Source organism: Pseudomonas sp. BN607, from assembly GCF_029871175.1.
Taxonomy (GTDB): Bacteria; Pseudomonadota; Gammaproteobacteria; order Pseudomonadales; family Pseudomonadaceae; genus Aquipseudomonas.
This window is the reverse complement of record NZ_SSOE01000061.1, coordinates 104,193-130,834: the sequence shown is the minus strand read 5'-3', so window position 1 is coordinate 130,834 and position 26,642 is coordinate 104,193. Positions and strand designations below refer to the sequence as shown.

General features: G+C 63.6%; 9 protein-coding genes. 3 read left to right on the top strand and 6 right to left on the bottom strand.

The annotated features are described in order from the left end of the window. Positions 1-18: 18 nt before the first annotated feature. The 3 genes from E8E68_RS18505 to E8E68_RS18495 all read right to left on the bottom strand — a co-directional run bounded on the left by E8E68_RS18505 (position 19) and on the right by E8E68_RS18495 (position 3,413). A complete protein-coding gene (locus tag E8E68_RS18505; protein WP_266030115.1) occupies positions 19-1,698 on the bottom strand; it encodes an MFS transporter in 1,680 nt (559 codons plus the stop codon). Positions 1,699-1,977: 279 nt separating this feature from the next. Next, positions 1,978-2,412, bottom strand: coding sequence for a VOC family protein (locus E8E68_RS18500; protein ID WP_266030114.1), 435 nt, complete (start codon positions 2,410-2,412; stop codon positions 1,978-1,980). Positions 2,413-2,486: 74 nt separating this feature from the next. Beyond that, positions 2,487-3,413 (bottom strand): alpha/beta hydrolase, encoded by a 927-nt coding sequence (locus E8E68_RS18495; RefSeq protein ID WP_266030112.1) that lies wholly within the window; start codon positions 3,411-3,413, stop codon positions 2,487-2,489. Positions 3,414-3,609: 196 nt separating this feature from the next. Here E8E68_RS18495 and E8E68_RS18490 point away from each other — a divergent pair, with 196 nt between their 5' ends. Further along, positions 3,610-8,397 (top strand): NEL-type E3 ubiquitin ligase domain-containing protein, encoded by a 4,788-nt coding sequence (locus E8E68_RS18490; protein WP_280343581.1) that lies wholly within the window; start codon positions 3,610-3,612, stop codon positions 8,395-8,397. A gap of 6 nt (positions 8,398-8,403) precedes the next feature. On the opposite strand, the gene E8E68_RS18485 is transcribed toward E8E68_RS18490, so the two are convergent. Then, on the bottom strand, positions 8,404-10,920 hold the full coding sequence (locus E8E68_RS18485) for a UvrD-helicase domain-containing protein (RefSeq protein WP_280343578.1): 2,517 nt from the start codon (positions 10,918-10,920) through the stop codon (positions 8,404-8,406). 175 nt (positions 10,921-11,095) lie between these two features. On the opposite strand from E8E68_RS18485, the gene E8E68_RS18480 reads away from it, so the two are divergent. Both E8E68_RS18480 and E8E68_RS18475 read left to right on the top strand, forming a co-directional pair. Further along, positions 11,096-11,794 carry a pirin family protein gene (locus tag E8E68_RS18480; RefSeq protein ID WP_266030108.1) on the top strand — a complete coding sequence of 233 codons (699 nt, stop codon included), beginning with the start codon at positions 11,096-11,098 and terminating at the stop codon, positions 11,792-11,794. Positions 11,795-12,085: 291 nt separating this feature from the next. Further along, positions 12,086-14,851: an amino acid adenylation domain-containing protein gene (locus E8E68_RS18475; protein ID WP_280343575.1), complete on the top strand. Its 2,766-nt coding sequence runs from the start codon at positions 12,086-12,088 to the stop codon at positions 14,849-14,851. A gap of 17 nt (positions 14,852-14,868) precedes the next feature. Here E8E68_RS18475 and E8E68_RS18470 read toward each other — a convergent pair whose 3' ends face one another. After that, on the bottom strand, positions 14,869-15,354 hold the full coding sequence (locus E8E68_RS18470) for an isochorismatase family cysteine hydrolase (RefSeq protein WP_110744192.1): 486 nt from the start codon (positions 15,352-15,354) through the stop codon (positions 14,869-14,871). Between the two features lie 160 nt (positions 15,355-15,514). Beyond that, complete coding sequence (locus E8E68_RS18465) at positions 15,515-26,341, bottom strand: peroxidase family protein (protein WP_280343571.1); 10,827 nt, start codon at positions 26,339-26,341, stop codon at positions 15,515-15,517. Positions 26,342-26,642 lie beyond the last annotated feature (301 nt).

Genomic DNA, 26,642 nt, shown 5'->3' with positions numbered 1-26,642 from the left:
GCACAGGCAAGCTCACCTTCAGGTGTGAGTGATGTCCCGGTCCTTGGTTTCCGGCAGGAAGAAGATCCCCAGCACCGCCGTCATCACGGCAATCACGATCGGGTACCACAACCCGTAATAGATATCCCCGGTCGCGGCCACCATGGCAAATGCCACGGTCGGCAGAAAGCCGCCGAACCAGCCGTTGCCGATGTGGTAAGGCAGCGACATCGAGGTGTAGCGGATGCGCGCCGGGAACAGTTCCACCAGCCATGCGGCGATCGGCCCGTAGACCATGGTCACGTAGATGACCAGGATGGTCAGCAGCAACAGTACCATCGGGTAGTGGATCTTCGCCGGGTCGGCTTTTTCCGGGTAGCCCGCCTCTTTCAATGCCCCACTCAAGGTTGCGGTAAACGCGTCGCTCTGCCCCTTGAAGTCCGCCGCCGCCAGGCTGCTGCCCTCAAAGCTCGGCAACACCCGTTCGCCAATGCGGATCTGTGCCACGCTGCCGGGCGCCGCCGCTTCATTGGTATACGGAATGGCGCGCTTGGCCAGCAGGCTCTTGGCGATGTCGCAGGAACTGGTGAATTTGGCCTTGCCTACCGGGTCGAACTGGAATGCGCATTGGCCTGGGTCGGCCACCACCACCACCGGGTTCTGCTCCTGGGCAACGAATACATCCGGGTTGCCGTATTCGGTCAGCGCCTTGAAGATCGGGAAGTAGGTCAGCGCGGCGATGATGCAGCCGGCCATGATGATCTTCTTGCGGCCGATGCGGTCAGACAGGCTGCCGAAGAAAATGAAGAAAGGTGTGCCGATCAACAGCGACCCGGCAATCAGCAGGTTGGCGGTTTGCGGTTCGATCTTGAGCATCTGCAACAGGAAGAACAACGCATAGAACTGCCCGGTGTACCACACCACGGCCTGGCCGGCGGTACCACCGAGCAGCGACATGATGACCACCTTGAGGTTGTCCCAGCGGGCGAACGATTCGGTCAGTGGCGCCTTGGATGCCTTGCCCTCGGCCTTCATCTTCATGAACACCGGCGACTCGTTGAGCTGCATGCGGATGTACACCGAAATCACCAGCAGCAGGATCGACAGCAGGAACGGTATCCGCCAGCCCCAGGCCTCGAACACCTCCGTCCCCATGGCCGTACGACAGGCCATGATCACCAGCAGTGACAGGAATAGCCCCAGGGTGGCGGTGGTCTGGATCCAGGCGGTGAAAAAGCCGCGTCGGCCCTTGGGCGCATGCTCGGCCACATAGGTGGCAGCACCCCCATACTCGCCGCCCAGCGCCAGCCCCTGCAGCAAGCGCAAGGTGACCAGGATGATCGGCGCGGCCACGCCGATGGTGGCGTAGCCCGGTAGCAGGCCCACCACCGCAGTGGACAGGCCCATGATGACAATGGTGATGAGGAAGGTGTACTTGCGCCCGATCATGTCGCCCAGGCGGCCGAACACGATGGCGCCGAACGGGCGCACGGCAAAGCCTGCGGCAAAGGCCAGCAAGGCGAAGATGAACGAGGTGGTTTCATTCACCCCGGCGAAGAAGTGCTTGGCGATGATCGCCGCCAGGGAGCCGTACAGGTAGAAGTCGTACCATTCGAATACCGTGCCCAGGGACGAGGCGAAGATGACCTTGCGCTCCTCCTTGGTGATACCGCGTTGGGGCGCGCTACTGCCCGTGGATGCGCTGTCGAGAACCGCCATGGGTTGCCTCCGTCATGTCATCATGCAGGCCGGAGCACCTCATACCCATTTCACCGTCGCACCCAGGCCCTAGGGCTTGCTTTGGTTGCGCGAAGCACGACGAGGCTGGCCGCCTCGGATCGCAGCAAGGTATCTGAAGCATAATCGGCTTTGGCGGGATATCCACCCCGCCTGGCCAGGCACAGGAGCGCGGCATGAGCGACAAGCAGGGCTGGCGGACGATCACTGCCTGTTACTGGCTACGCTGGGCAAACCCGACAGCCACGTGCATTACGCGCATCAGGTACTGATCAGCCTCGGCGAGGATGTCGAGGGGCCTTTCAGCTCGACCTGGTTGCCATCCGGGTCATAGCAGTACAGCGACAACCCCTCGCCTTCGGCACCATAGCGTTCTTCCGCGGGTTCCACCTTAACCCCCGCAGCCTGCAGGTAGGCGGTCAACGCCGCTTCATCGAAGGGGTCTATGCGCAAGCAAAAATGATGCAGGTTGCGCCCTTGCGCACCAGGAGCGGCACCACCTGGCTGCCCCAGCGGGCCGTCCAGGGTCACCAGGTCGATCATTGCCGTCCCCGTGGCGAGGTGGATCATCCCCAGGTCGTCCCGTACCCGGCTGACGCTGCAGCCAAGCAGTTCGGTGTAAAAGGCCACGCTGCGTGGCAAGTCGCTGACCCGCAAAACAAGGTGGTCGATGTGCTTGATGACGAAAGGTCGCATGCCGGGCTCCTTGTGGCTTTGCGCTAGAACAGTAGCCACCATAGCCCAGCTGATCCCGGCATGACCATCATCAGCTACTCGTTGACCAGCCGTTGCAACACCCCTGCTTCGTGACGCGCGAGGATACGCAGCAGCTGGTCGACCAGTGCGCGGTCTGGCGCCTCCAGGTGGAAGTGATGCCCGCCCGGGTGCCACGAAACTTTCGCCTGGCCGGGCAGCGCCGCCTGGCGCCGGCTGAAGGCTTCGCCGGCAAATGCGCCCTGGCGGCCGAACATCAGGTATAACGGGCAGCGGATCTGGCTGAGCAGGTCGCACGCTTCGCGCTCGGTCAGCGGCATGGGCTCGGGCAGCACCAGGCGCGGGTCGTGACGCCAGCAGTAACCATCCCCCAGCTGCAGCAAGTCACGCAGCGCCAGTACACGTGCGGCACTTTCCGACAGCTCGGTGTCGAGGCGCTCACGCCGTTGCTCCAGCGCTGTTTCCAGGTCATCGAAACGGCCAGCATCCGGCCTGCCAAAGCCCTGCAACTGGCTGCGCTGGACCATGCGTTTCAGGCGGTAAGCACGGGCCAGGTGCTGCACTCGGTCATCGTCGGCAACCGTGAACGGTGCGCCCATGCCGTCAAGGAAGGTCATGCTGGCGATCCCGCTGGTCATGGCTGCCAGCAACGACGCCACACCAGTGCCCATGCCATGCGCCAGCACATGGAATTGCGCCAGCCCCAGGCTCTCGGTCACGGCCAGCATGTCCTCGGCATGCTCCCACAGGTAATAGCCACTGTCATGCCGGCGGTGGTCGGAACGGCCATGGCCAATCAGGTCTGGGGCGATGACGAAACAACCGTCCAGCAATGGCCCCAAGCGCTCGAATGAAGCAGCGTTGTCCAGCCAGCCGTGCAATGCCAGGACCGGGATACCGTCCTCCGGCCCCCAGGTGCGCACGGCGATCTCGATGCCATCGAAGTCCAACAGGTGGTCCTTGGGACTGTGCAGCGAACGCATGAAGTGTCTCCTTGTCCAGGGGGCTGTTCCATGGCCAGCCCGGCTTGCAGTAACCCACCCTCGCGCACAACGCCGTTGCGCATAAGCCCCTGACCGACACCTGCATGCAAACAACCGACATCCAACAATTATCTACCCCAGCGGCGTACCCCTGGCTGGGTCTACTACGGCCTTCCTGAACCAACGGGCAACGCCAATGACCACCTCGACACCTTTGCACCAGGCCCAGATCGTGCGCAGCTTGCCAGGCTGGAGCCAAGGCCTGCACCCAGACCATACCGAAGCGCTTCTGGACGCCGTCCGCAGGGCCTACATTGACCCGGAGGGGAACACCTACTCCTGGTACGCCACTGCCCTGACCGAAGAGCGCCAACGGCTGCAAGCACTGTACACGCAGCGCGACCGCTATCATGCCCAGCTGAGCGAAGCACTGGCTGGCTTCAAAGGCATCACCGACTTCTGCAAACCGCTGCTGGAACAGCGCCTGGGCCTGAGCACCCCGGTCGACAAGGCACAATATGTGTTCCAGCCCGCAGAGCAGATCAGCAACCCATGGCAACCGCCTCCCGACCTGGAGGTACCGCTGCCGGTACCTGGGCAGCACGATGTCACCACACGCCCAGTGGACAACCCGCAATACCGCAGCCTGCTCGAAGCTGCGCTGCACAATTTCGACATCATTGATGACACAGGCCCATATGACCGGCTGGTTCAGGGTGTGCACGACACCACGGAGCTGCCACACCTGACCCCGGTCAACTTTGTGCGCATCTGCCGGCAGCTGGACCTCGGGCAGCAGTATCAGGAGCACATACAGTCGATTTACCAAGGCCCACGCCAGCAGGATATCCAGCGCTTGTCCATTGCCTTGAGCCAGCAAACCTTGCTGGTCGAGGCGCAAATCGCCTGGATGAAGGGCTTGTTGAGCAGTTCCGGTCGTGACGCACTGACACAACTGTGCACCCCCGCAGTTCAGCCACGCTACGCAGGCGAAGCGCTTCAAGTCTGGCGGTTGAGCCTGTTCGCTACCGCTATCCACGAGGTGTTACTGATCGGGCCGGACCGCGACGACCAGCTGAACCCCTGCATCGTGTTCATCCCGGGCCACCCCGAGCACCCGATACGCGAGTACGGCTCGGCGAAAGCGGCCCGCGACTTCATGGCCAGCCGCCTGCTCAAGCGTGAATTCCGCCAATCGATCATTGGTTTCACCGCTAAGCATGACCAGGCCGCATTGGCGCGTCGGCTCGATGCTGCGTTGTTTGAACTACTTGACGATGGGGGCCGCAGGCCTCGCAAAGAGCCCAAACTGGGCTTTGCCCGCCACCCACTGCAGCGCGGGGCCGTCTGGTCGCTGCTTTACCAAAACCAACTACAGCGCCTTGAAGCGGATGCCAGGGCTGTAGCCGTGCCCACCGCCGATGCCAATGCCAAGGCACTGCAGGAGCGTATTCAATACTGGCTGGACCTTGGCATGAGTGTCCTCAACGTTGCCGCATTCTGCGTGCCGGCGTTGAACACGGTCATGCTTGGGGTATTTGCCTACGACATCGTCAAGTCGGTGTTCACGGGCGTAGAAGCCTGGGCCGAAGGCGATACTGCCCAGGCGCTGGAACAGCTGAAATCCCTGGCGATCAATGCCACTGTCATCGCTGGCTTCGCGGTCGGCGCGCGAGCGGTCAAGGCATCCGGGTTCGTCGATGCGCTGCAATCGGTATGGCATGAAGGTCGCGAAGTATTGTGGCATGCCGAAATGGCGGAATACGCCAGCACGGTCAAGCGCCCGGCGCACATCGAGACCGATGACATGGGGCTGTATCGCACGGCAGGCAAGCAGTACCTGGAGCTGGACGGTACCAGCTACGAAGTCTTCCAGGACGCCGACAACCAATGGCGCATTCGTCACCCCGCCAAGCCCGAGGCCTATGCGCCAAAGCTTCAACACCAAGGTGAGGGGCGCTGGAAGCTTGACCACGAGCACCCCTTGGAATGGGACGCCCCGCAAGCGTTACGACGCTTGGGGAAGGTAGCTGCCGGACTGGACGATGCAGCGCTGGAGACCGCCCTGCGCTGTTGCGGTGAAAACGGCGATGTTCTGCGCCACACCCACTCCAGCGGGCAGAAGGCGCCCTCCTTGCTGGTTGACACGATGTTGCGCATCCGGGCGGACAACGAAGCCCAGCTGATTATCGACAGCGTGCGCGAAGGTCGGTCACTGGCGGCTCATAAAAATTATGCGCTACCCGGATTGTTATCACTGCCGGGGTGGCCGGCTGACTGCATCCTTAAAGTATTCAACGGCCCGGAGCCCTGGGGCGACGCCCTCTACTATGGCGAGCGAGAAGGCCTGGGTAAGGTCGAAATCGAAATCACCCGGACAGACCTGGAAAACGGGCATCTCAGCCAGACCGTACTGGCGCAGATGAATGACCAGGCCATTCGCGCGCTGGTCGGTGATATCGAACCAGCACAGCGCGCCGCAACGCTGGATAGCACGTTGGCGCGAAGCCTTGAGACCCAGCGCGAAGCACTGTTTCAAAGCCTTTTGCACAGCCATGACCCAGTGCCGGGCACAGAGGCGCAAACACTCGGGCGCCAGTTTCCCGGGTTACCGAAACTGGCGCTGGAAGCGATCGAGGCACGGGTCAGCAGCAAAGAGCGCAAACAACTTGCAGCCGGCAGGGTCCCGTTGCGTGTGGCTGAGGAAGCACGTGCCTTGCAGGCCCAGGCTCGGCTCAACCGCGCCCTGCTCGGGCTCGCTCGGCCGACCCTGGCGACCCCCGACAGCCAGCTGCTCGACCAGGTTTTGCAAGCCGAATACCCTCGCGCCAGTGCGGAAAAACGCTTGGCGGCTGCCTTGGCCAATCGTCAGGGATGTGCAGCACGGCTTGGCCAGCAACCGATCAAACCCGGGTTCCGCTCGCCCCTGCGCCTTGCCGACGGTCGAGTCGGGTATCCACTGAGCGGTCGTGGCCTGACGGGTGCAGCCAGGCGGCTCAGTGTGCTCTACCCTGGCTTGGATATCGATGAAGTTCATGCGCTCAGAGCCCGCCTGGCTCAGGCAGGTGACCTGGGCACGCAGATCAAGCGCCTGGAGGCGGACCTGCGTTTACTCAAGACCGAACTGCAAGCCTGGGCCAGCGGCCCGGAGGCCTTTGACCGCAGCCTTTTCCAGAACCGGCTGATTGAAGCGTGGCAACAATCGCAAAGTGCAATCAGCACGCTCGAGCTGACTGGCATGCAGGTGAGCCGGCTGCCCGAGTTGACGGTCACCCTGCCGCATATCACAACGCTCAAGATGAATTGGCTTGACCTGGAGCGCATCGAGCCAAGCTTTCTTGCCTGCTTCCCGAATGTCGAAACCCTGGAAATCATCAACAACCCGCGGATTGACCAGGCTTCGCTATTCGAGGCCGTACAGGCGCTTGGCCCAAGGTCGCGGCTTCGCTGCCTGCGGCTGCAGGGTAATAACCTGCAGCTCGACGATGCGCGCTTGAGGGCACTCGCCAGCCTGCCTCTGGATGAACTGGACCTCAGTGGCAACCGCATCACACTGACCCCTGACCTGGCCAGCACGTTCACAACCGTCATCCACCCTCACACACTGCGAATGGCCGGCAACCCCTTGGGCCAAGCCCCCAACGTGACCTTCATGGCTCGTCTGCGAGTGCTCGACCTCAGCCATTGCGAATTGACCACATGGCCAGAGGGCCTGACCGCGTTGATGCAGCAGCCGCAGTACCAGTTGCGCACACTCGAACTGTCATTCAACAGGATTCGCACCCTGCCGAACCTGGATCAGGTATTGCGCAGCCCCTTCGCCCGGGACGTCGCGGCCCAGGTGCCCGAACGTCGGTGGTTGCACAACCGCAATACGCTGGAGGCTACAACCAGAGACCGCTTGCGTGCCAGTCGCGTAAATGTCGCCGAGGCATCGTCTGCACCATCAGCAGAGCTGGGGTTCTTCCAGGTGGGAGCCGACGACGCTCAGTTGAGGCTTTGGGATGAATTGTTCGACCAGGGCGACAACCGCTACCTGCTCGGCGCGCTCGAAAGGCTGGCGGACTCGGCAGAGGCACGCAACCATCCCAAAGGGGTACGCCAACGGGTCTGGGCGTTGTTGAGCGAGGCCAGCCAGAACACTTCCCTGCGCGAGCACCTGGAGTACGTAGCGCAGCATTTCCCGGCCACCTGCGGCGATGCAGGTACCGACGCATTCAGCGAGCTGGAAATCCAGGTCATCGTGCACAAGACCAGCCTGCAGTCCACCAACCCGGCCAAACAGCTGTTGGCGTTGCAACGCAAATTGTTCCGGCGCGACACCGTCAACACGCTGGCTGAACGCATCAATGCAAGACGAAGCGAGCGTCAAGCAGCACTGCAGCACGACGTGGACGATGATAGTTTGCCCGCCCTTGACCCGCTGGACGAGCCCGAGGCCTTCCCGGACACTGAACTGCGCACTGGCCTGGTCGACGAAATTGAAGTGCGCCTGGCGTTGCGCCAGTCATTGGCCACCGAGCTGGACTTCCCCGAACCCAGCCGCGGCATGCGTTACCGGGCAACCGCCAATGTCAGCCAGCAGATCATCGACAACGTAGCGGCCGAGGTACGCCGACTCACCCCGGCTGAACAGGCCAGCAACGCATGGCTACTGCGCCAGTCGAGCTGGACCGGCTTCCTTAAACAGCAGAACCTCAAGGCATTCAACGCCATCACCGAGTTCTGGCGCCCGGGGTTGGACTACCTGGACTGGTGCAACGATGACCAAGCCAAAGCCGTAACCCAGCTACCTGCTTCGATCGTGAAAAGCCTGACCACGGTGCTGCGTGCCTCCCCCGTGGAAGCCGGCAAAGTGCAGCGAATCCCGATCAATGACCAGACCTACATCGATGGCATGTTGGCGTTGCGAGCGGAACAAGCGCTGAGTGAGGAAGGGCTTCTGCTCAGCCTCACTCGCGAAGTAGAGACGCTAGGCAGCTGACCGGCTTCACTGGCCGCGCAGGTCTTCGAAGAAGCCCTGCCGGCCATCCACCTGGGCCGAGGCCCGAGGCACAGCAGCAGCCTCGCCGTTGGCCGCCTCCACATGCCAGTAGCAATGCCTGACCGCGCGCGTCACCGCCACATAAGCCAGGCGCTGCACCTCCTCCTTCTGCGCGGTATCGAACGGCTGGGCATCGCCAGCCTTGCCCAGCCCGGCCTGGCGATACACCTGGTTCTTGTAGGGCGAACAGGTCAGATACTGGCAGTCGCCCAGCATGAACACCGCATCGGCCTGCAAACCCTTGGCGCTGTGGTAGGTCAACTGGCGCAACCTGCGCTGCTCAGCCGGCAAACCCGCCTCGGCGTGCAGCACACCTTGCAGGTGCTCGTTCATCAGTGCCCTGTCGCTGCCCTTGCGGTACAGCATCATCACCGTCTCGCCACGCTGGTAGTGCTCGATCAGGGTTTCCCCCAACGCGGCTTCGTCCCGGTCGAATACCTTCACCGGCGTACCTGGCAATTCGGCGGCAGGGCCGCTGGCGCGGGCTTTTTTGCCGGCGATCGCCGGTGTGCCCTTGACCAGGTGCTCGGCCGCGTCGATCACTTGCTGCTGGCAGCGATAGTTGTCAACCAGCATCACCCGCGTGCTGGCCGGCGACGGGAAGGCTTTGGTGAACTCCATGAAGTACTTGGGCGAACTGCCACGCCAGCCATAGATCGATTGCCAGTCGTCGCCCACGCACATCAGCGACGAATGCTGAGCATGGCGACCGGTGTGCATGGCCGGGCCACGTCGGCGGATTTCAGCAAGGCTGGCACGCAACCAGCTGACAATCTGCGGCGACACATCCTGGAATTCGTCGATCATCAGGTGCGCCAAAGGCCGCAACAACGGGTCGGGCAGCAGTTGCAGGTTTTCCGGGTTGTTCTCGCCGAACAGGGCAAACATGCGGTTGTAGCTCATGACCGGCGGGGACTGGTCCAGCAGGTGCGCCTCCAGCGCTTTCCAGTACAGGGCCAGGGCTTCGAAGAACAGCGCGTCGCTGTCGCCGGTCGGGAAGCTCATCGCCGCCACCGCCGTGTTCACATCCAGGCCGAGGTTTTCGATGAAACTGGCCGCGGCGACGAATGCATCCAGCAGCGGCGCAGCCGCCAGCTCGCCCTTGACCTTGTATTCGAAACCCGGCCCCGCCACCGCATCACCCGCCAGCGAGGCCGCCAGCCGCCTGGCCATGGCGTAGTTGTCGAGCCAGATCAGCGGCCTGTCGCAAAACGCCTGTAGCAAGGTGCGCTTGACCGCCCACTCGCCGCGTACCGCCAGCTTGGCGCCAGGGCGCTGATACTGCGCGCTTTCTGCCGGGTCGAAACCCAACACCACCCATGGCCCACCATTGGCCAGGCGCCCGTGCACATGGAAGCGGCTGCCACGGATCTCGACAGTTTCGCGGCACGGCTCGATACCCTTGATCGGCCAGGCGCCAGCGGCAAACCACAGGTCCTCGATCACGTCGCACAGTTCTTCGTCGCGCTGGGCGGCAAGCTGGGTTACCTGGGCGCGTTTTTGCACATCAGGGTTGTTCGGGTCCAGTGGCTTGAGTTGCAAAGCTTCACTGCGCAACAGACCGATCAGCTCGGCAAACCGCGGGCTCTCGCCCAACACCTGGCTGTAGCACTGGTTCAGCTGCTGACGCTGGGCATCGTTCAGGCGCAGGTCGAACGGGTTGCTGTCGGCCTCGGCCTCGCGCCCGGCGGGCATTTCGGCGCCCAGCGTCTCGAAGGCGCGCACTTGGTCGAAACCCGGCAGGCTGCGTACCAGTGGCAGAATGCGCGAATGAAAGGTACGTACCAGCTCGCGGGCTTGCGGCGGTTGCAGGTTGATCTGCCACAGGGCGAATACCTGGAGCAGGCGCTTGATGAAATCCTTGCGCGATTCGCGGGTGAAGGTGACCACGGTCATCGCATCCAGCTCGTAGCCCAGATAATGACGCAGCAGCAGGATCCGCAGCACCAGCGAGGTGGACTTGCCCGCCCCGGCCCCGGCCACCACGCAGGTGGACGGCGTGTCGCTGAAAATCAGTTTCCATTGCGCGGCGCTGGGCTGCGCCTCGGCGGGCAGGCGCTGGGCGACATCGGCCTTGAAGCGCTTTTTTAGCTCGGCAGTCAGCGGCAGGCGCCAGTCATCGAACAGCTTGTCATCCTGGCCCGGTACAGCGGCAATGTCGGGGCGGGTATCGCGAATCACCAGCACCTGGCGCCCGGCCTCGTACCCCTCCTCCCGCCCACGCTCGAAGCCGTCACGCAAACCTTCGGCGTGACCATTGCGCTGGCCGGTCGCGTGGCCAAGAAACCAGGATTCGCGGTGCTGCGCTTGCAGGCGGGTCAAGCCACGCCCCAGCAAGCGGGCGACCAGGCGGCGAAACCAGGGCAACTGGGCAGGTGGGGTAAGGTTGGCGGGGGCCTGGGGTTGCTCGTGGGCCACGGTCACTCCGTTGTAAAACCAAATCAGCGGGCATGTTCGCCGCATCGAGAAAAAATCGCCAGCGAATGCTTGCAGATCAGTGGATTAGGCGATGAAACGGGTAAAAACCCGCAGCAAAACACATCGATAGCATAGATAGTTTTGAGCCGATATTTACGCTTATTTTCGATCTATCGTTGGCGCATCATGGCGTCATTCCACTGATTGAAGGAGCACGACCATGCTGCAACTGCGACCGTTCGACAGCCTCGGCCACGCCAACCACGGCTGGCTCGACGCCCACCACCATTTTTCGTTCGCCGAGTACCACGACCCGGCGCGCATGCACTGGGGCAACCTGCGGGTCTGGAACGATGACCTGATCGCGGCCGGCAGCGGTTTCCCGCCGCACCCGCACCGCGACATGGAAATCATCACCTATGTACGGGAAGGTGCCATCAGTCACCAGGACAGCCTGGGCAACAAAGGCCGTACCGAGGCCGGTGATGTGCAGGTCATGAGTGCCGGTACCGGCATCGTGCACAGCGAGTACAACCTGGAAGACGTCGATACCCGCATCTTCCAGATCTGGATCGTGCCGGAGCGCACCGGTGAGGCGCCGCAGTGGGGTAGCCGGCCGTTTCCCAAAGGTGAGCGTGGCGAAGGCTTCGTGACCCTGGCCAGCGGCCGTGCCGGCGACCAGGACAGCTTGCAGATTCGCACCGATGCGCGCCTGGTGGCTGCCACCCTGAAGGCGGGTGAAACTGCCGAGTACCGCTTCGATACCGCACGCCGCGGTTACCTGGTGCCGGCCAAGGGCCTGGTGGACGTCAACGGGCTGCGGGCCAATGCACGTGATGGTGTGGCGATCGAACAGGAGGAAGTGCTGCGGGTGACCGCCCTTGAAGACAGCGAGATCGTGCTGGTGGATGTGGCCTGATCGATCGGCCAACGCAGGCTACCTCGTCCAGCCTGCACCGGCCTCATCGCCGGCAGGCCAGCGCCCACAGTGTCCCGTGCAGGCCAAGATCCACATACGCCTGCGCGGCCCCTGTGGGGGCCGCATTGCCGGCGATGGGCTGCACAGCAGCCCCATTCTGCACCCGCCTGAGAAATCAGGTGCGTACCCCGGCCATCGCACGGCAAGCATTCTTGTTGGCGCCTGCGCGCTCCCTGCACTAGCGTTGTGCTACCAGCCAGCCCAAACGTTCATGCGGAGCCCCCACCCATCATGCCGGACCTGCGCCCGAACCCCACGCTGTGCCTGGAATACCGTACCGGGCAACCGATCTACCAGGCCTTTCTGGAACACGCCAGCCGCTGCCCCGATGGCACCGCGATCATTGCCACGCACACCACTTGCAGCTACGCCCAGTTAGAGCAGGTAAGCCGGGGTATTGCCGCCTTCCTGCTCCAGACTATAGATAACACCTCCGATCGCGTGTTGATCGTCGCCGACCGTTGCGCCGCCCTGGTCTACGCCATGCTGGGTTGCCTGCGCGCCGGGCTGGCGTTCAGCGTGGCAGACGCAGCCTACCCTGTCACCCGCATCCAGCAACTCGTCAACACCCTGGCGCCTGCCGTCATCCTGCGCTGCGGCAAGGCCACCGTCGACGCCGCGCAGCGCCTCGTCGTACCGGTGCCGGAAGCCCCCGCCGAGGCACTGCACGCGTTCCCCCAAGCTATCGCACTGCCAGCTGTCAGCCCCGAACAACCGGCCTACATCACCTTCACCTCGGGCAGCACCGGCGAACCCAAGGGCATCATCACTCACCATGCGCCGTTGGTGCACTTTATCGACTGGCATGTGCAGCAGCATGGTTTCACCCAGGCCGACACCTTCTCGCTGCTTTCCGGCCTGGGCCATGACCCGGTGTACCGCGACGTGTTCACACCCCTCTCGCTAGGCGCAACCATCGCCTGCCCGGCCCAGTCGACCCTGACCGATCCGGCGCAGCTGGCCAACTGGATTCACCAACATGCCGTTAGCGTGATTCATCTCACGCCGCCACTGGGCAAGCTGATCCAAACCGGTGCGCAAGTGAATGGCCAGGTATTCGAACAACTGCGCTACCTGTTCTGGGGTGGCGATGCGCTCAACCCGGCGCTTTACCAGCAGATCAGGACCATCGCGCCGAATGCCGTCAACGTCAATTTCTACGGCACCACCGAAACCCCGCAAGCCATGGCTTTCCATACCCTCGACCCGGCCATGGACACTGCCCGGGTGCCGTTGGGCAAAGGCATAGCCGAGGCACAGTTGCTGGTGGTCAACCCAGCCAATCAGCTGGTCAGCACGGGCGAAACCGGCGAAATCCTGATTCGCAGCCCGTACCTGTCGCTGGGCTACTGGGGCGACCCGGCGCTGACCGAGGCCAAGTTCATCGCCAACCCGTTCACCGGCCTGGCTAGCGACCGTTGCTACCGCACTGGCGACCTGGGCACCTACCTGGCCGATGGCAGCGCCAGCTTCCTGGGCCGTGCGGACAGCCAGGTAAAAATCCGTGGCCATCGGATCGAACTGGCGGAAATCGAGAACACGCTGAACCGCCACCCGCATATCGAGCAATGTGTAGTGCTGGCCAATCACGACAGTGCATCGACCCGCCTGGTGGCCTATTGCGTCGCTCGTCAGGCCACCTCCGCTGATGAACTGCGCCAGGCCCTCGCCGGGCAACTGCCGGACTACATGGTGCCGGCGCTGTTCATAATGCTCGATGCCCTGCCACTTACACCTAATGGCAAGCTCGACAAACGCGCCCTTCCCGCGCCATTTGACGACAGCACGGGCCAAACCTTGTCACCGCTGGCGGAAAAACTGAGCTCAGCCTGGGCACGCATCCTTCAGGTACCGCACCTGGATGCAAGGTTGAGTTTTGTCGAGCTTGGCGGCGACTCTTTGTCGTTCGTCCAGGCTTCGCGCGTGCTGGAGGAGCTGATCGGCCACCTTCCGGGCCGTTGGGAAACCCTGCCGGTGTACCAGCTGGCCGAGCTGAGCGCGCCAGCCAAGAGCGCCTGGCGGGTGATGGAAATGCCGGTGTTCATCCGCATGCTCGCCATCATCCTGATCGTGGTCGGCCACCTGAGCGAGCTCGACCACTGGCTGATCGTCGGCGAAACCTCGGTACTGTTCCTGGTCTCTGGCATCAGCCTGGCGCGCTTCCAGCTCAAGGCCATCGAAGAACGCGGCGATGCACGTACGCTGCTTAGGTCACTGGCAGCGATCGTCGTGCCAACGCTGTTGTACACCGCGCTGCTGCAACTGGTGTTCGACCAGCTGCACTGGCAATCACTGCTGCTGGTGTCCAACTGGTTCCCGGCCAACCAGGTCGGCCTGTTCAACTACTGGTACATCGAAGTGCTGGTGCAGATGATCGTGATCATTGGCCTGGTACTGTCGATCAGGCGCGTGCGCCAGCGCGTCAGCGCCGACCCGTTCCGTTGCCTGACCATCGCCGCCTGTGCATTGGTGGCGCTGGATGTGCTGCTCAACCGCTTCGTGTTCGATGCCGGCCCCCTGCTCAACCGGGTACCGCAACACTTTCTGGCGGTAATGGTACTGGGGATGGCCGTTCACCACGCCGATACCACGGCGCGCAAATGGATAGCCAGTGCGGTGGCCGTGCTGGTGGTGGGCGAGCTGGACCTGATGGCGGTAGCCGGTGTTGGCTGGGAGGCCTTCACGCGCTATGTCGACATTGCCTTGCCGGCGATGCTGGCGCTTATCTGGTTCCGTTCGCTACCCGTACCCGCGCTGGTGGCCCGGGCGGGTGCGGTGATCGCGTCGTCGACCCTGTATATCTACCTGACACACTTCCAGTTCCAGTCGCTGGCGGACCATTTTTTCCATCACCCGCTGTTCGAGGTGGCCGTGGCCATAACCGGTGGCGTGGCCGTCAGCTATGCCTGGACCACAGCGACGCGCTGGCTGCTTGCACGCATCACTACCGGCAACAAGCCACGCGGCGGAGATGATCCGGTGCAGCGTGCGGCCTGAACCTACGCGTACCGCCGCTAGGAGCGCCCGGCCAATTCAGCCAGCACTTCCGCCGAGGTGGTGACCTGGCGGAAATGGTGCTGCCACAGCTGAATGCCCAATTTGCCCGAGCGGTCCAGCGAAGAACCAACCGTCATATCGGTGACCAGGGTCGGTGTCAGCCCGGCATCGAACAGGGCGAAGCCGGCGGCCAGCACGCAGGTTTCCGTCTGCAGGCCACACACCAGCACGCGCTCGACACCCAGCTGGCGGATGTACTCGAGCGCTTCGGCGCTCTGCCCGTAGCCATGCTTGACGAACACCTGGTCAGCCTCGACCAGGCTCTCGTCCTCGGCTGCCGGGTGCCAGCCGAGCTGCCGATCGAACGGCGTGGCCTGCTCGTCGTGCAACTCGACCGAGGCGATGGTGGGGATGTTCGCCGATAACCGGCGCAGGCCATCGACCAGCCACTCGGGAGGGCTGAAGGTGGATTGGACATCGACGATGAGCAAAACCTGGCGCATGGGCGGATTCCGGCACGGGCAAAAAGCGCGGAGTATAGCGCGCAGCCGCTGCGCGGGTCGCTAGGCACGCCAGGGTAGAATTTCGGCGACTCCTTTCGCGGCAAAAGGGGCTGCTGCGCAGCCCCCCTGCAGTACCCGCAACAGCTAACCCCTGCGCCCCTCAACCGGCCAGGATGAAGTCTGCGGCAGTCACCGTGGTTGCATCCGCCACCCCCACCAAGCGTATGGAGTCGGCAGCACCGATGCTTACCAAGGTGTCCGCCCCCACATCGGCGATGGTCACGCTGGCGCCAAAGGTGGCTGCGGTGATGTTGAGGGCGGTGATATCCAGCCGGTCCTGGCCACCCGCGGCAATGGCATCGAAGTTGATGATCAGGTCGTTGCCAAAGCCTGCAGCGAACTGGAACACATCGTTGCCATCGATGGCCATCATGGTGTCGTTACCGGCACCGCCCACCACCGTATCGTTACCCGCCGCACCGTTGAGGAAGTCACTGCCGGCTCCCCCGATCAGGGTGTCGGTACCCACGTCGCCGAACAGGGTGTCGTTACCATCGCCGCCCTGCAGGGTGTCATTGCCGTTGCCGCCATCCAGGCTGTCATCGCCAGTACCCCCCGCCAGGTTATCGTTACCGGCCTCCCCGAGCACCGTGTCGTTGCCGTCACCGGCATCGAGGCTGTCGTCACCCCCGCCTCCGCTCAGTCGGTCAGCACCCAGGCCACCGAACAGCTGGTCGTTCCCGGCATCGCCATTGAGCGTATCGTTGCCGGCATTGCCGTTGAGCACATCGTTACCGCCATCACCGCTGAGCGTGTCATTACCTGCCCCGCCGCTGATGATGTTGGCCAGCCCGTTACCCGTGCCGGCGAAGTTGCTCACCCCGGTATAGGTCAGGTTGTCGACGTTGGCGGCCATGGTGTGGCTGGCCAGCGTGGTAAGTACAAGGTCCGTACCGGCCCCCGTAGCCTCGACCACCACATCCCCGGCGTCATCCACCACATAGGTGTCGTTGCCCACGCCACCCACCAAGCGGTCGGCACCCACACCGCCGTTCAGCAGGTCGTTGCCCGCACCACCCGTGAGGGTGTTGGCCAGCGCGTTGCCGGTACCGGTAAAGGCACTGCTGCCGGTATAGGTCAGGTTCTCGACGTTGGCGCCGAGGGTGTAGCTGGCCAGGCTGGTCTGCACCTGGTCCGTGCCGCCGTTGAGTGCCTCGGTGACCGTATCCCCGGCGTTGTCGACCACGAAGGTATCGTTGCCGGCACCGCCGTTCATGGCATCTGCGCCAAGCCCGCCGCTGAGGGTGTCGTTGCCATCCTCGCCATTGAGGAAGTCGGGGTCGTCACCGCCATTGAGGATGTCGTTGCCAATACCACCGAACAGCTGGTCGCTGCCGCCCAGGCCGTTGAGCGTATCGTTGCCGCCCAAGCCCGAGATCACGTCATTGCCTGCACCACCGGTCAGGGTGTTGGCCGCATTGGTACCGACCAGTACTACACCCGGTGGCACGGTGACTGCAGCGGTCGCCGCCGAGGTCAGCGACTCCAGAGTGCCGAAGCCGTCGGTGTAACGCACGATCACCCGCAGCTGCTGGTTACCCTGGGCGAAGCCGGGGGTGAAGGTGGCCGCCGTAGCCCCGGCAATATCGGCGAAGGTGCCGCCGGTGCCTTGCTGCCACTGGAAGCTGAAGGCCCCCAGGCCGTCGATGTCGGCAATTGCGCCGGTGAGCGCGGTCAGCGTCTGGCCTTGGTCGGGCGTGGTGTCGCTGATCAGCAACGCACCGGTCGGCGCATCGTTGACGTTGGCCACCGGGTCGAGAATGTCGGAGGCGACGCTTTCCTGCACGCCAAAGTCATCCACGTAGCTGACCACCACCCGCATGTTCTGCCCCACTTGCGCCTGGGTCAGGACGAACGTGCTGCTGATGGCGCCGGCGATGTTGACCCAACCGACACCCCGGTTGGACTGCCACTGGAAGGTGAACTGAGGGTTGCTCAGGCCGTCGGCATCGACGATGGTTGCCGGGTTGGCGGTGAGCGTTTGATTCTGCACCAGCAGCCCGGTCACGGTCGGCCCGGCGCTCGGCGCGCTGTTCGGCGTCGAATCGACGATTTCCAGCGTACCCTTGGCATCCTGGTACACCGCACGCACGCGGATGTTCAGGCCGGCGACGTCGTCCGTGACGCGGTAGGTCGTACCGGTGACCCGTGTCGCTTCACCAGCGGCCACTACCGTGATGTCTTCATAAACCCCGGAACCCGGCAGCGCCTCCACCTGCCAGTAGTAGGCCACAGGGCCGTTCACCGCACCGGTCGCGTTGGTTGCACTGACATTGTCCGCGTCATGCACGGCGAGGTTGCTTACCCTCAGCAGCTGGCCACTGACCGGTGTATCGTCGCGTAGCCCGGTGCTAGCGTCGAGAATCGCCAGGTGGCCGGTGGGGCCGGCGTTGACTGCCGTACCCACGCCGGAGGCCTGCGAACTGTCAGAGAACTGCAGGCGCTCGATGCCGGTCAGGTGGTCGACGCCATCACGCCCGGCCACCAGGTCGGTGACGGTCACCGAGTTGCCATCGACCACCACGCTGTAGTCAGTGGACACCCCAGAGTAAACCGCTGTGTCGTAGTGGTCGGTGCCGCTGAGGATCTCCCGCACGATCACCAGCTGGCCCGGCTTGTAGGTGCCATTGAGCATATACGGCACCATCGGCTCCATGCTGTTGAAGCTGGCGATTTCCGGGCCGGTGCCATCAGGGTTGGCGCGTACGCTGATGCGCACGTTCAGCCACTTGTCGCCGTCGAGGATATCGTCGCCACCCCGGCCTTCGAGCAGATCGCTGCCGCTGCCGCCGAGGATGATGTTGCCGCCGTCATAGAAGGTCGCCCCGGCCGCCAGCAGGCCGGCCAGCCCGTCGATCAGGCTGATGTTGGTCAGCACGCTGCCGTTAGCACCTGCAGTAGGCAGCGAGGTGGCGTCTTCGCTGTCGCCGCGCAGGAAGTCGCCATGCGCCGAGCCCGACAAGCCTTCCATGATGTCGAAGCGCACCAGCGTCGAAGCGCCCGAACCCGGTACCAGTGGCACATCGAAGAAGCGGTCGCTCATGTCGATGGACACGCCTTGGGCCAGGTCCTTGAAGGTTGCCCAGTCGTAGCCTGAGCCACCAATGTAGCGGTCACCAAACCCCAGGCTGCCGACCATGATGTCGTCGCCGCCTTCACCGTTGAACTTGTCGTTCTCGTTGCCGCCGACGAAGACGTCGTTGCCGATGATCGGGTCGTTGCCGAGCGGGTCGAAGTTGTCGCCAGGCGCGCCGTCCGAGGTGCCCTTCTCGATCCAGTCGTCACCTTCGTTGCCCATGTCCTGCTCGTTGGCCTTGCTGCCGAGGATGAAGTCATTGCCCTGGCCGCCAATGGCTTCGGAGGCATCCTCACCGGTGACGATGAAGTCATTGCCGAAACCGCCGATGATCAGGTTGATGCCATTACCGCCGTGCAACACATCGTTGCCGTCGCCGCCCTGGATGTTGTCGTCACCGCCCATGTCGCTGATGATGTCGTCCCCGGCGCCACCGCGCAGCTGGTCGTTACCGTCACCCCCCTCGATGCGGTCGTTGCCGGCATCACCCCAGACCGTGTCGTCGCCTTCGCTGGAGACCAGAATATCGTCCCCGTTGGTGCCGCCCAGCACGATGTGCTCGGCACCGGCATAGCGGATGTAGTTAGTGTCTGGCCCAGCCGTCAGCGGGCTGTCGCGGAACACCACCTGCTCGCCGTTTTCGCCCAGCGGGTCGGCGCTGCCAAGGCCCTCGTTGTACTGCTTGGTCTGGTCCAGTTCCAGGTAGAAGCCAGGGTCGGAGAACACCAGGCCTGGCAGGTGGGTGGCTGAGCTGTTGGCCATGATCAGCTTGGCGAACGAGTTGCTTTCCAGCTCGGCGTTCATCGACAGGCCCGCGGTGCGCTCCAAATAGTAGAAGCGGTCGCCGTCCTGCAGTTTCTCCATCTGGTTCTCGAACACGAAGTTGAAGGTGCTGCCAAGCATGCCGCCAAACGGTGCTTTTGCTTCCGCCAGGCCGCCGATCCACAGGTCGATGGCATCGACCCCGGTCACGGTGACTGCCTTCAGGTCATCGGCAGTACCCGGTACACCGTCCTTGCCGGGCAGGGTCACGTTGGCCCAGGCGCCGCTGCTGTTGAGGAAGTCCATGCGATCGGCGGGTGCGCCATCGCCGCCGAACACCAAGGCCATGGCGGCGGCGCGTTTTTCCAGCAGGCTGGTGGCAGCGGTAATGGTGCTGTGGGTGCCGTAGGCCGCGATGAAGTTGATCAGCGACTCTGGATGTTTCAGGTGTTGCACCAGGTCGACCCAGCTGCTGTACGGTTTAAGCTGGGTATCGCCGGTTTGCCCGTAGATTTCCCGGCGCACAGCGTTCAGCGAAGGGATGCCGACGTCGCGGCCACGGGCGATGTTGATCGCTGGCAAGTCCAGTGGCAGGCCGAGCAGGTTGTTGCGCAGCGCCTCGGTGACGAACTCGTCGATTTCGTTACCGGCCTGGCGAGTGACCCCGCGCACGATGGCGCTGGTGGCGTCCTCGGGGGTTACGCCACTGGCGGCATAAGCCAGCGGGTTGAGGAAGGCCGCGATCAGCCCCAGTTGCTGGTCGGGGTTGGCGCTGGCCGGGTCCTGGATGACGTTGAAGTCGATGTCGAAGCGGTCGACAGTCTCGGTCAGCATCGAGTGGCCGAAGCGGTACACGGTGTGGGCGAACTCGGCCACGATCGAGGCATCGAGGTCAACGTCGTACACCTGGGTCGGGGCAAAGAACAGGTCGACCCGAGGTTGCACGGTGCGGGCGAACTCCTCGAACACCAGGTGCTGGTACTGCATTTCGGTGCCGAACTTGGCCGCCTGGAACAGTCGCTCGCCATTCCACACCAGGGCACCGATCTCGGCCGGGGTGACCGGCAAGGTGCTGACCGGGTTGAGCAGCCACTCGTTGAGGAAGGCCAGGTCACCCGAGTCGAGCACGGTGTCCATGGTCTGCGCCACCAGCCGGTTGTGCTCGGAGTGGAAGATCGCATGCACGGCGGTCAGGCCGATGTTCTCGTTGACCCGGCCGTCACCGGCGATGTAGTGCGCGTCCAGCAGCTCGTTGTCGTAGGCCAGGTTGGCACCGGTCTGCGGGTTGACCGGCACGGCATTGCCGGCAACGTTGTCGGCATCCGGCGCCAGCACGCCGCCACTGAACACCGGCACGGCATTGTGGGCGATGTCGGCAAGGAACTGGTGCCCGGTACGCACGGCGTTGGTCAGGTCGAGCGGTGCCAGCGGGTTGCCTTCCACCTCCTGGTCATCAGCGGTGCCGGCAATACCGTCGAGCCCCTTCATCACCACCATCGGGTAGCCGTTGGGCCCTTTGATGAAGTTGCCGTAGGCGTCGGTGGCCAGCAGCGGCACGTTGTCGACGTCGGCATCGGTCAGGTTGATGCCGAGCAGGTCGCGGGCCTGGGCCTTGACCACCTTCCAGGTGGCCATGCCGCCGATCTCGGTGTCGTCGGCCGTGCCGAACCTGCCATCAGCGCCCAGGTCGCGATTGGTGATCAACCGGCCCGTGGCGACCGGGCCGTCGTCAGTCATTACATACGCGCGCAGGAACACCTGGTGCGAGGGATGCGAGCTGTAGGTCTGGTTCTGGTCGACGAACGGCGTGGTGGTGTTGGTGTGTTCGCGGATGTCGTCGGCGTTGCCAAGGATGCCGTCCGGCCCAGGCAGGTTGGTGGCACGGGTTACCACCATGAAGTTGGTGAAGCCACCCTCCACGTACAGCGGGTCATCCGGTTGCAACGGGATGTAGATGGTACCGGAGCCGCCTTTGGTGACCAGGTCCAGGCCATGGTCGAAGAACTGCCCGAAGAAGGTCATCCACGCGTTGAACGGCGCAGACAGCCCGGCATCGGCAGCGGTGTTCTCGAACAGGTACACGTCATGGTCGTCGGTGGTGCCGAACTGGCCGTCCATACCTGGGCTGGCGACGATGCGCACGCCATCCTTGAGCACGTCGTCGTTGCCTGCGGCGCCGAAGTTGAGCACGCCATCGGCACCCGGGTCATACGCGGTGGCGTAGGCTGCTGGGTTGTTGGAGGTCTGGTCGACAATCAGGTTGCTGATGGTACGTGGCTGCGAATCGAACACCGGCCCGCTGGTCTGCTGGTACGACGAGCCCGGGATCGCCGGGGAACCTGGGCCGAAGAAACCGGCTGGCGCACCTTCGGCCGGGTTGAATACCGGGTCGGTCACGCGCGGGAAGACGTTGTCGGCGGCACCGTATTGGGTGTTGTTGTTGCCGTTCAGGTTCATCAGGTTGTTGTTCGAGCCATCCACCGCACGCAGGCCCATGGCTGCGCGGACGTTGGGGATCAGCGAGAGGATGTCCTGCCCGGCGGCATCGGCCTCGGCAATCTTGATTTGCGCGAGGATAAAGTTCAGGTCGGAGCGCACCATGTGCAGGCCGGCACCGCCGTCACTGGCATCCACCACCGGGGTGGCCACTGTCGGCACCACGGGCGCGCCAGGTTGCACCACGGTGGTAGGCTGCGAGTACAGCACTTCGGTAGTGCCATGGGCATCCTGATAGATCGCCTTGACCCGCAGGCTCAGCCCGGCCAGGTCTGGCGACACCTTGAACGAAGTGCCATCGGCGCTCTGGAAGGCCAGGTCACCGGCCGGCAGCAGGATGATGTCCTGGAACACACCGCTGCCCGGGTCGGCCTCGAACTGCCAGTAGTAAGACACCGACCGGTCGGCGAGCGAGCCAGTCGGGTTGCCCGCACTGATATTGTCGGCGTCGAGCACAGCGGCCACGCTCACCGTCAGCATGTCACCCACGGTAATCGCACCGCCGTTGCCGTCGAGCAGGGTCGGGCTGCCGGTGGGTTGTGCGTTCACCCCCTCCACCAGTACACGCTGGCTATCGGCAAACTGCAGACGCTCGATGTGCAACAGGGTATCGACGCCATCGCGGCCGGCCACGGTGTCGGTGACAGTCCAGACGTCATCGGCAACATCGGCGGTGCCCTTGGTGTTCTGGGTCACCACGTACTCGTTCTGTAGCCCAGAGAATATCGCCGTGTCGAAGGCGGCCCCGCCGGTCGAAGTCCCGGGCAGGATTTCGCGCACAGCCTTGAGTTGGCCGGGGTTGTAAGTGCGGTCAAGCATGAACGGAATCATGTCGGCCATGCTGTCGAAGCTGGCGATTTCCGGGCCGGTGTGGTCGACGTCGCCAGGGGCATACACGGCGATGCGCACGTTGAGCCACTTGTCACCATCGATCAGGTCATCGCCACCCCGGCCTTCGATCAGGTCACTGCCATTGCCGCCGAGCATGATGTTGCCGGTGGCAAAGCCGGTGGTGGGCAGGCCGGCATCGGCCAGGAACTGCTGCAGCCCCCGTATCAGCGCCACGTTGGTCAGCGCACTGCCGGTGGCGCCGCCATGGTTGAGAATGGTCACGGCATCGACGTCGTCACCCTTGAGGACATCGGCGTAGGCCGAACCGGACACCCCTTCGACCTCGGCGAACCGGTCCAGAATCGATGCAGGCGAAGCGCCCACCGGGTTGAACACGCCAGCGTTCTGGTTAGGTGCGTTGCCATGGGGCTGAGCCAAGGCGGCCAGGCTGAGGTCCACGGTGACACCTACGCGGTCATTCTTGTTGGTGACCCAGTCGAAACCGGACATACCGTCCATTTTGTCTTGGGCATCGCTGCCGACGAAGATATCGTCGCCGCCCTCACCGATCATTTCGTCGAAGCCGCCGCCCCCGACGAAAATGTCGTTGCCAATGACTTCGTCACCCAGCAAGGGCGCGAAGTTGTCGCCAGGTGCGCCGTCCTGGGTACCCTTCTCGATCCAGTCGTCACCTTCGTTCCCGGTAGGTGGCAGGTTGGTCTTGGCGCCGAGGATGAAGTCGTCGCCCAGGCCGCCGAAGGTGGTGCTGATGTCCTCGGTGGTGATGATGAAGTCCTGGCCATCGCCACCCAGGATCAGGTTACCGGCAACCCCCATGCTGCCGGCGACGATCACATCGTTGCCGGCGTTGCCTTCCAGGCGGTTGTCGCCGAACGAATCGGTGATGATGTCGTCGCCCGCGCCACCCAGTACCGCGTCGTTGCCGGCGCCGCCTTCGAGCAGGTCATCACCGGCATCGCCATAGAGGGTGTCGTCGCCTTCGCTGGAGATGATGATGTCGTTGCCCGCGGTGCCACCCAGCACCACATGGTCTTCACCGGTGTAATGCAGGAAGTTGCCGTCTGGCCCGACAGTATCGGGGTTATCGCGGATCACCAACGGAACGATTACAACCCCGTTGATCTCGATGCCGCCAGTGGGGTCGGCCTTGCCGTCGGCGCCCAGCCCGGTGAACTGGTTGGCCTGGTTCACCTCCAGCGTGAACGTGGGAGTGAGGAACACGGTGTTGGACAGGTGGGTGACGTCGGAGTTGGCCATGATCAGCTTGGCGAAGGAGTTGTTTTCCAGCTCCGTACCAAAATTCATGCCCGCCGTGCGCGACAGGTAATAGAAGCGGTCACCGTTCTGCAGTGCTTCCAGCTGGGTTTCGAAGACGAAGTTGAAGCTGGAACCGAGCATGCCGCCAAACGGCATTTTCTTCTCGGCCAGGCCGCCGACCCAGAAGTCGATGGCGTCGACCCCAGTCACGGTCACCCCGGCAATGTCGTCGGCGGTGCCGGCGATACCGTCCGCGCCCGCCAGCGTCACGTTGGCATAGGCACCGGTGCCGTTGAGGAAGTCGAGGCGGTCGAGGGGTGCGCCGTCACCGCCAAGTACCAGTGCCACGGCGGCGGCGCGCTTGGCGGCCTCGGTGGTGGCCCCGGTAATACTGCTGTGGGTGCCATAGGCGGCAATGAAGTTGATCAGCGACGCCGGGTGCTTGAGGTGGTCGGCAAAGTCGACCCAACTGATGTAGGGCTTGAGCTGGCTGTCGCCGGTGGCGGCATAGAACTCGCGGCGGGCCTCGTTCAGGCTGGGGATGCCGGTATCACGACCGCGGGCGATGTTCAGCGCAGGCAGGTCAAGTGGCAGGCCGAGCAGGTTGTTGCGCAGGGCTTCGGTGACGAACTCGTCGATCTCGTTGCCCACCTGGCGGGTAACGCCGCGGATGATTGCGCCCGCCGCTTCATCGGCCGTGGCGCCGCTACCGGCGAACGCCAGCGGGTTGAGAAACGCGGCAATCAGGCCCAACTGCTGGTCGGGGTTGGCCGGGTCGGCAGAAACCGGGTTGAACGCCGGGTCGTAGCGGTCGACGGTTTCGGTCAGCATCGAGTGGCCGAAGCGGTACACCACATGGGCGAACTCGGCGAGGATGGCCGGGTTGATCGAGGTGTCGTAGCCGTTGGGGGCGAGGAACTCATCGATCTGCGGTTGGATGGTGCGGGCGAACTCTTCGAACACCAGGTGCTGGTACTGCATCTCGGTGCCGAACTTGGCGGCCTGGAACAGCCGCTCGCCATCCCACACCAGCGCGGCGATGCCGGCAGGCGTGGTGGGGATGGCGGTGACGTCGTCGATCAACCACTCATTGAGGAACGCCAGGTCGCCCGCGGCCAGCAGGGTATCCTTGGTCTGCTGCACCAGGCGGTTGTGCTCGGAGTGGAACACATGGTGCACGGCAGTCAGGCCGATGTTCTCGTTCACCCGGCCGTCACCGGCGATGTAGTGCGCATCGAGCAATTCGTTGTCGTAGGTCAGGTTGTTGCCTCCCTGCCCGACCGGCTGTGCGTTGCCCACCAGGGTGTCGGCGTCAGCCTGCAGCACACCCCCAACCACCACGGGCGCGGCATTGTGGGCGATGTCGTCAAGGAAACCATGCCCGGTGCTCACGGCATTGGCCAGGCTGATCGGCGCATTGCGGTTGCCCTCGACCAGCTGGGTGACGTCATCGGCGGTGCCAGCGATGCCATCGGCGCCGTTGTTCACGCGCATGACCACCTGCGGCATGCCGTTGGGTCCGCGCAGGAAGTTGCCGTAGGCATCGGTCGCCAGCAGCGGCACGCTATGCACGTCGGCATCGGTCAGGTTGATACCCAGCAGGTCACGGGCCTGGGCCTTGACCACTGCCCAGGTGGCCATGCCACCGCTTTCGCCGTTGCCATCGTCGGCGGTACCGAACTTGCCGTCGGCGCCCAGATCACGGTTGGTGATCAGCCGCCCGGTAGCCACCGGCTCACCTGCCGCGTTGACCATGTATTCGCGCAGGAACACCTGGTGCGAGGGGTGCGAGCTGTAGGTCTGGCTCTGGTCGACGAAGGGCGAGGTGGTGTTGGGCTGGCTATCGTCGGCGGTACCCACCACGCCATCGGCGCCAGCGGTGCGCACGGCGCGGGACAGCACCATGAAGTTGGTCGGGCTGCCGGCCACGAACAGGGGGTCGTCCGGGCGCAGCGGGATGAACACGATGTCGGTGCTGCTCTTGCTGACCAGGTCCAGGCCGTGGTCGAAGAACTGGCCAAAGAAGGTCATCCAGGCGTTGAAGCCGGCGGTCAGCCCGGCGTCTGGCGACACGTTGGGCATAAAGAACACAGGCTTGTCGTCAGCGGTGCCGAACACGCCGTCGATACCAGGGCTCATGACCGGCGCGGCACCGCCGTTGGCCTCGACTGCGGCCGGGTTGTTGGCTGTCTGGTCGACGATCAGGTTGCTGATGGTGCGCGGTTGCGAATCGACGACATTGCCGGTGCCAACATAGTTGGCGCGGTAAGAAGCTTCGAGCAGCCGCAGGAACGAGTTGTCGGCTGCGCCGAACTCGCTCTGTCCGGCGACCAGGTTGTTGTAGCTGCCGTCGACCGTGCGCAGGCCAAAGGGCACCTGGCTGTTGGGCAACAGGTCGCTCAGGCTGGCGCCATCGGCGTGCGCCTCAGCGATGAAGATCTGTTTGAGGATGAATTCAAGGTCCGACTTGCTGAAATTGGCCATTGCAGTTGCCCTCGATCTGTCCGGAGATGACACAGGGCAACAGGGTCCTTCCCGCGCCCAGTCAGTGTTGACGTGCGCAGAATCTGGTTGGGTGTACCGGGCTCAGTAGCCCAGCACTCGTGTGCTGAAACCTCTGGCCTCTTCTTGGCAAGCTGGCACCCCCGTTGCGGGAGGGGCCCTGTAAACCGTGCGCAACAGGTGTAACGCACGTGCATCGATCCCAGCTCGCACAGGGCCCGAATACTTCAGACTAAAGTCGTAGGCCAAAAGCTTGTCAATATTTCGTCAAAAAAATCTCGGC

What these genes read in the sequence shown, in the direction of transcription:
- E8E68_RS18505 (WP_266030115.1), bottom strand. Translation starts at nt 1,698, where the DNA reads ATGGCGGTTCTCGACAGCGCATCCACGGGCAGTAGCGCGCCCCAACGC.
- E8E68_RS18500 (WP_266030114.1), bottom strand. Translation starts at nt 2,412, where the DNA reads ATGCGACCTTTCGTCATCAAGCACATCGACCACCTTGTTTTGCGGGTC.
- E8E68_RS18495 (WP_266030112.1), bottom strand. Translation starts at nt 3,413, where the DNA reads ATGCGTTCGCTGCACAGTCCCAAGGACCACCTGTTGGACTTCGATGGC.
- E8E68_RS18490 (WP_280343581.1), top strand. Translation starts at nt 3,610, where the DNA reads ATGACCACCTCGACACCTTTGCACCAGGCCCAGATCGTGCGCAGCTTG.
- E8E68_RS18485 (WP_280343578.1), bottom strand. Translation starts at nt 10,920, where the DNA reads ATGCGGCGAACATGCCCGCTGATTTGGTTTTACAACGGAGTGACCGTG.
- E8E68_RS18480 (WP_266030108.1), top strand. Translation starts at nt 11,096, where the DNA reads ATGCTGCAACTGCGACCGTTCGACAGCCTCGGCCACGCCAACCACGGC.
- E8E68_RS18475 (WP_280343575.1), top strand. Translation starts at nt 12,086, where the DNA reads ATGCCGGACCTGCGCCCGAACCCCACGCTGTGCCTGGAATACCGTACC.
- E8E68_RS18470 (WP_110744192.1), bottom strand. Translation starts at nt 15,354, where the DNA reads ATGCGCCAGGTTTTGCTCATCGTCGATGTCCAATCCACCTTCAGCCCT.
- E8E68_RS18465 (WP_280343571.1), bottom strand. Translation starts at nt 26,341, where the DNA reads ATGGCCAATTTCAGCAAGTCGGACCTTGAATTCATCCTCAAACAGATC.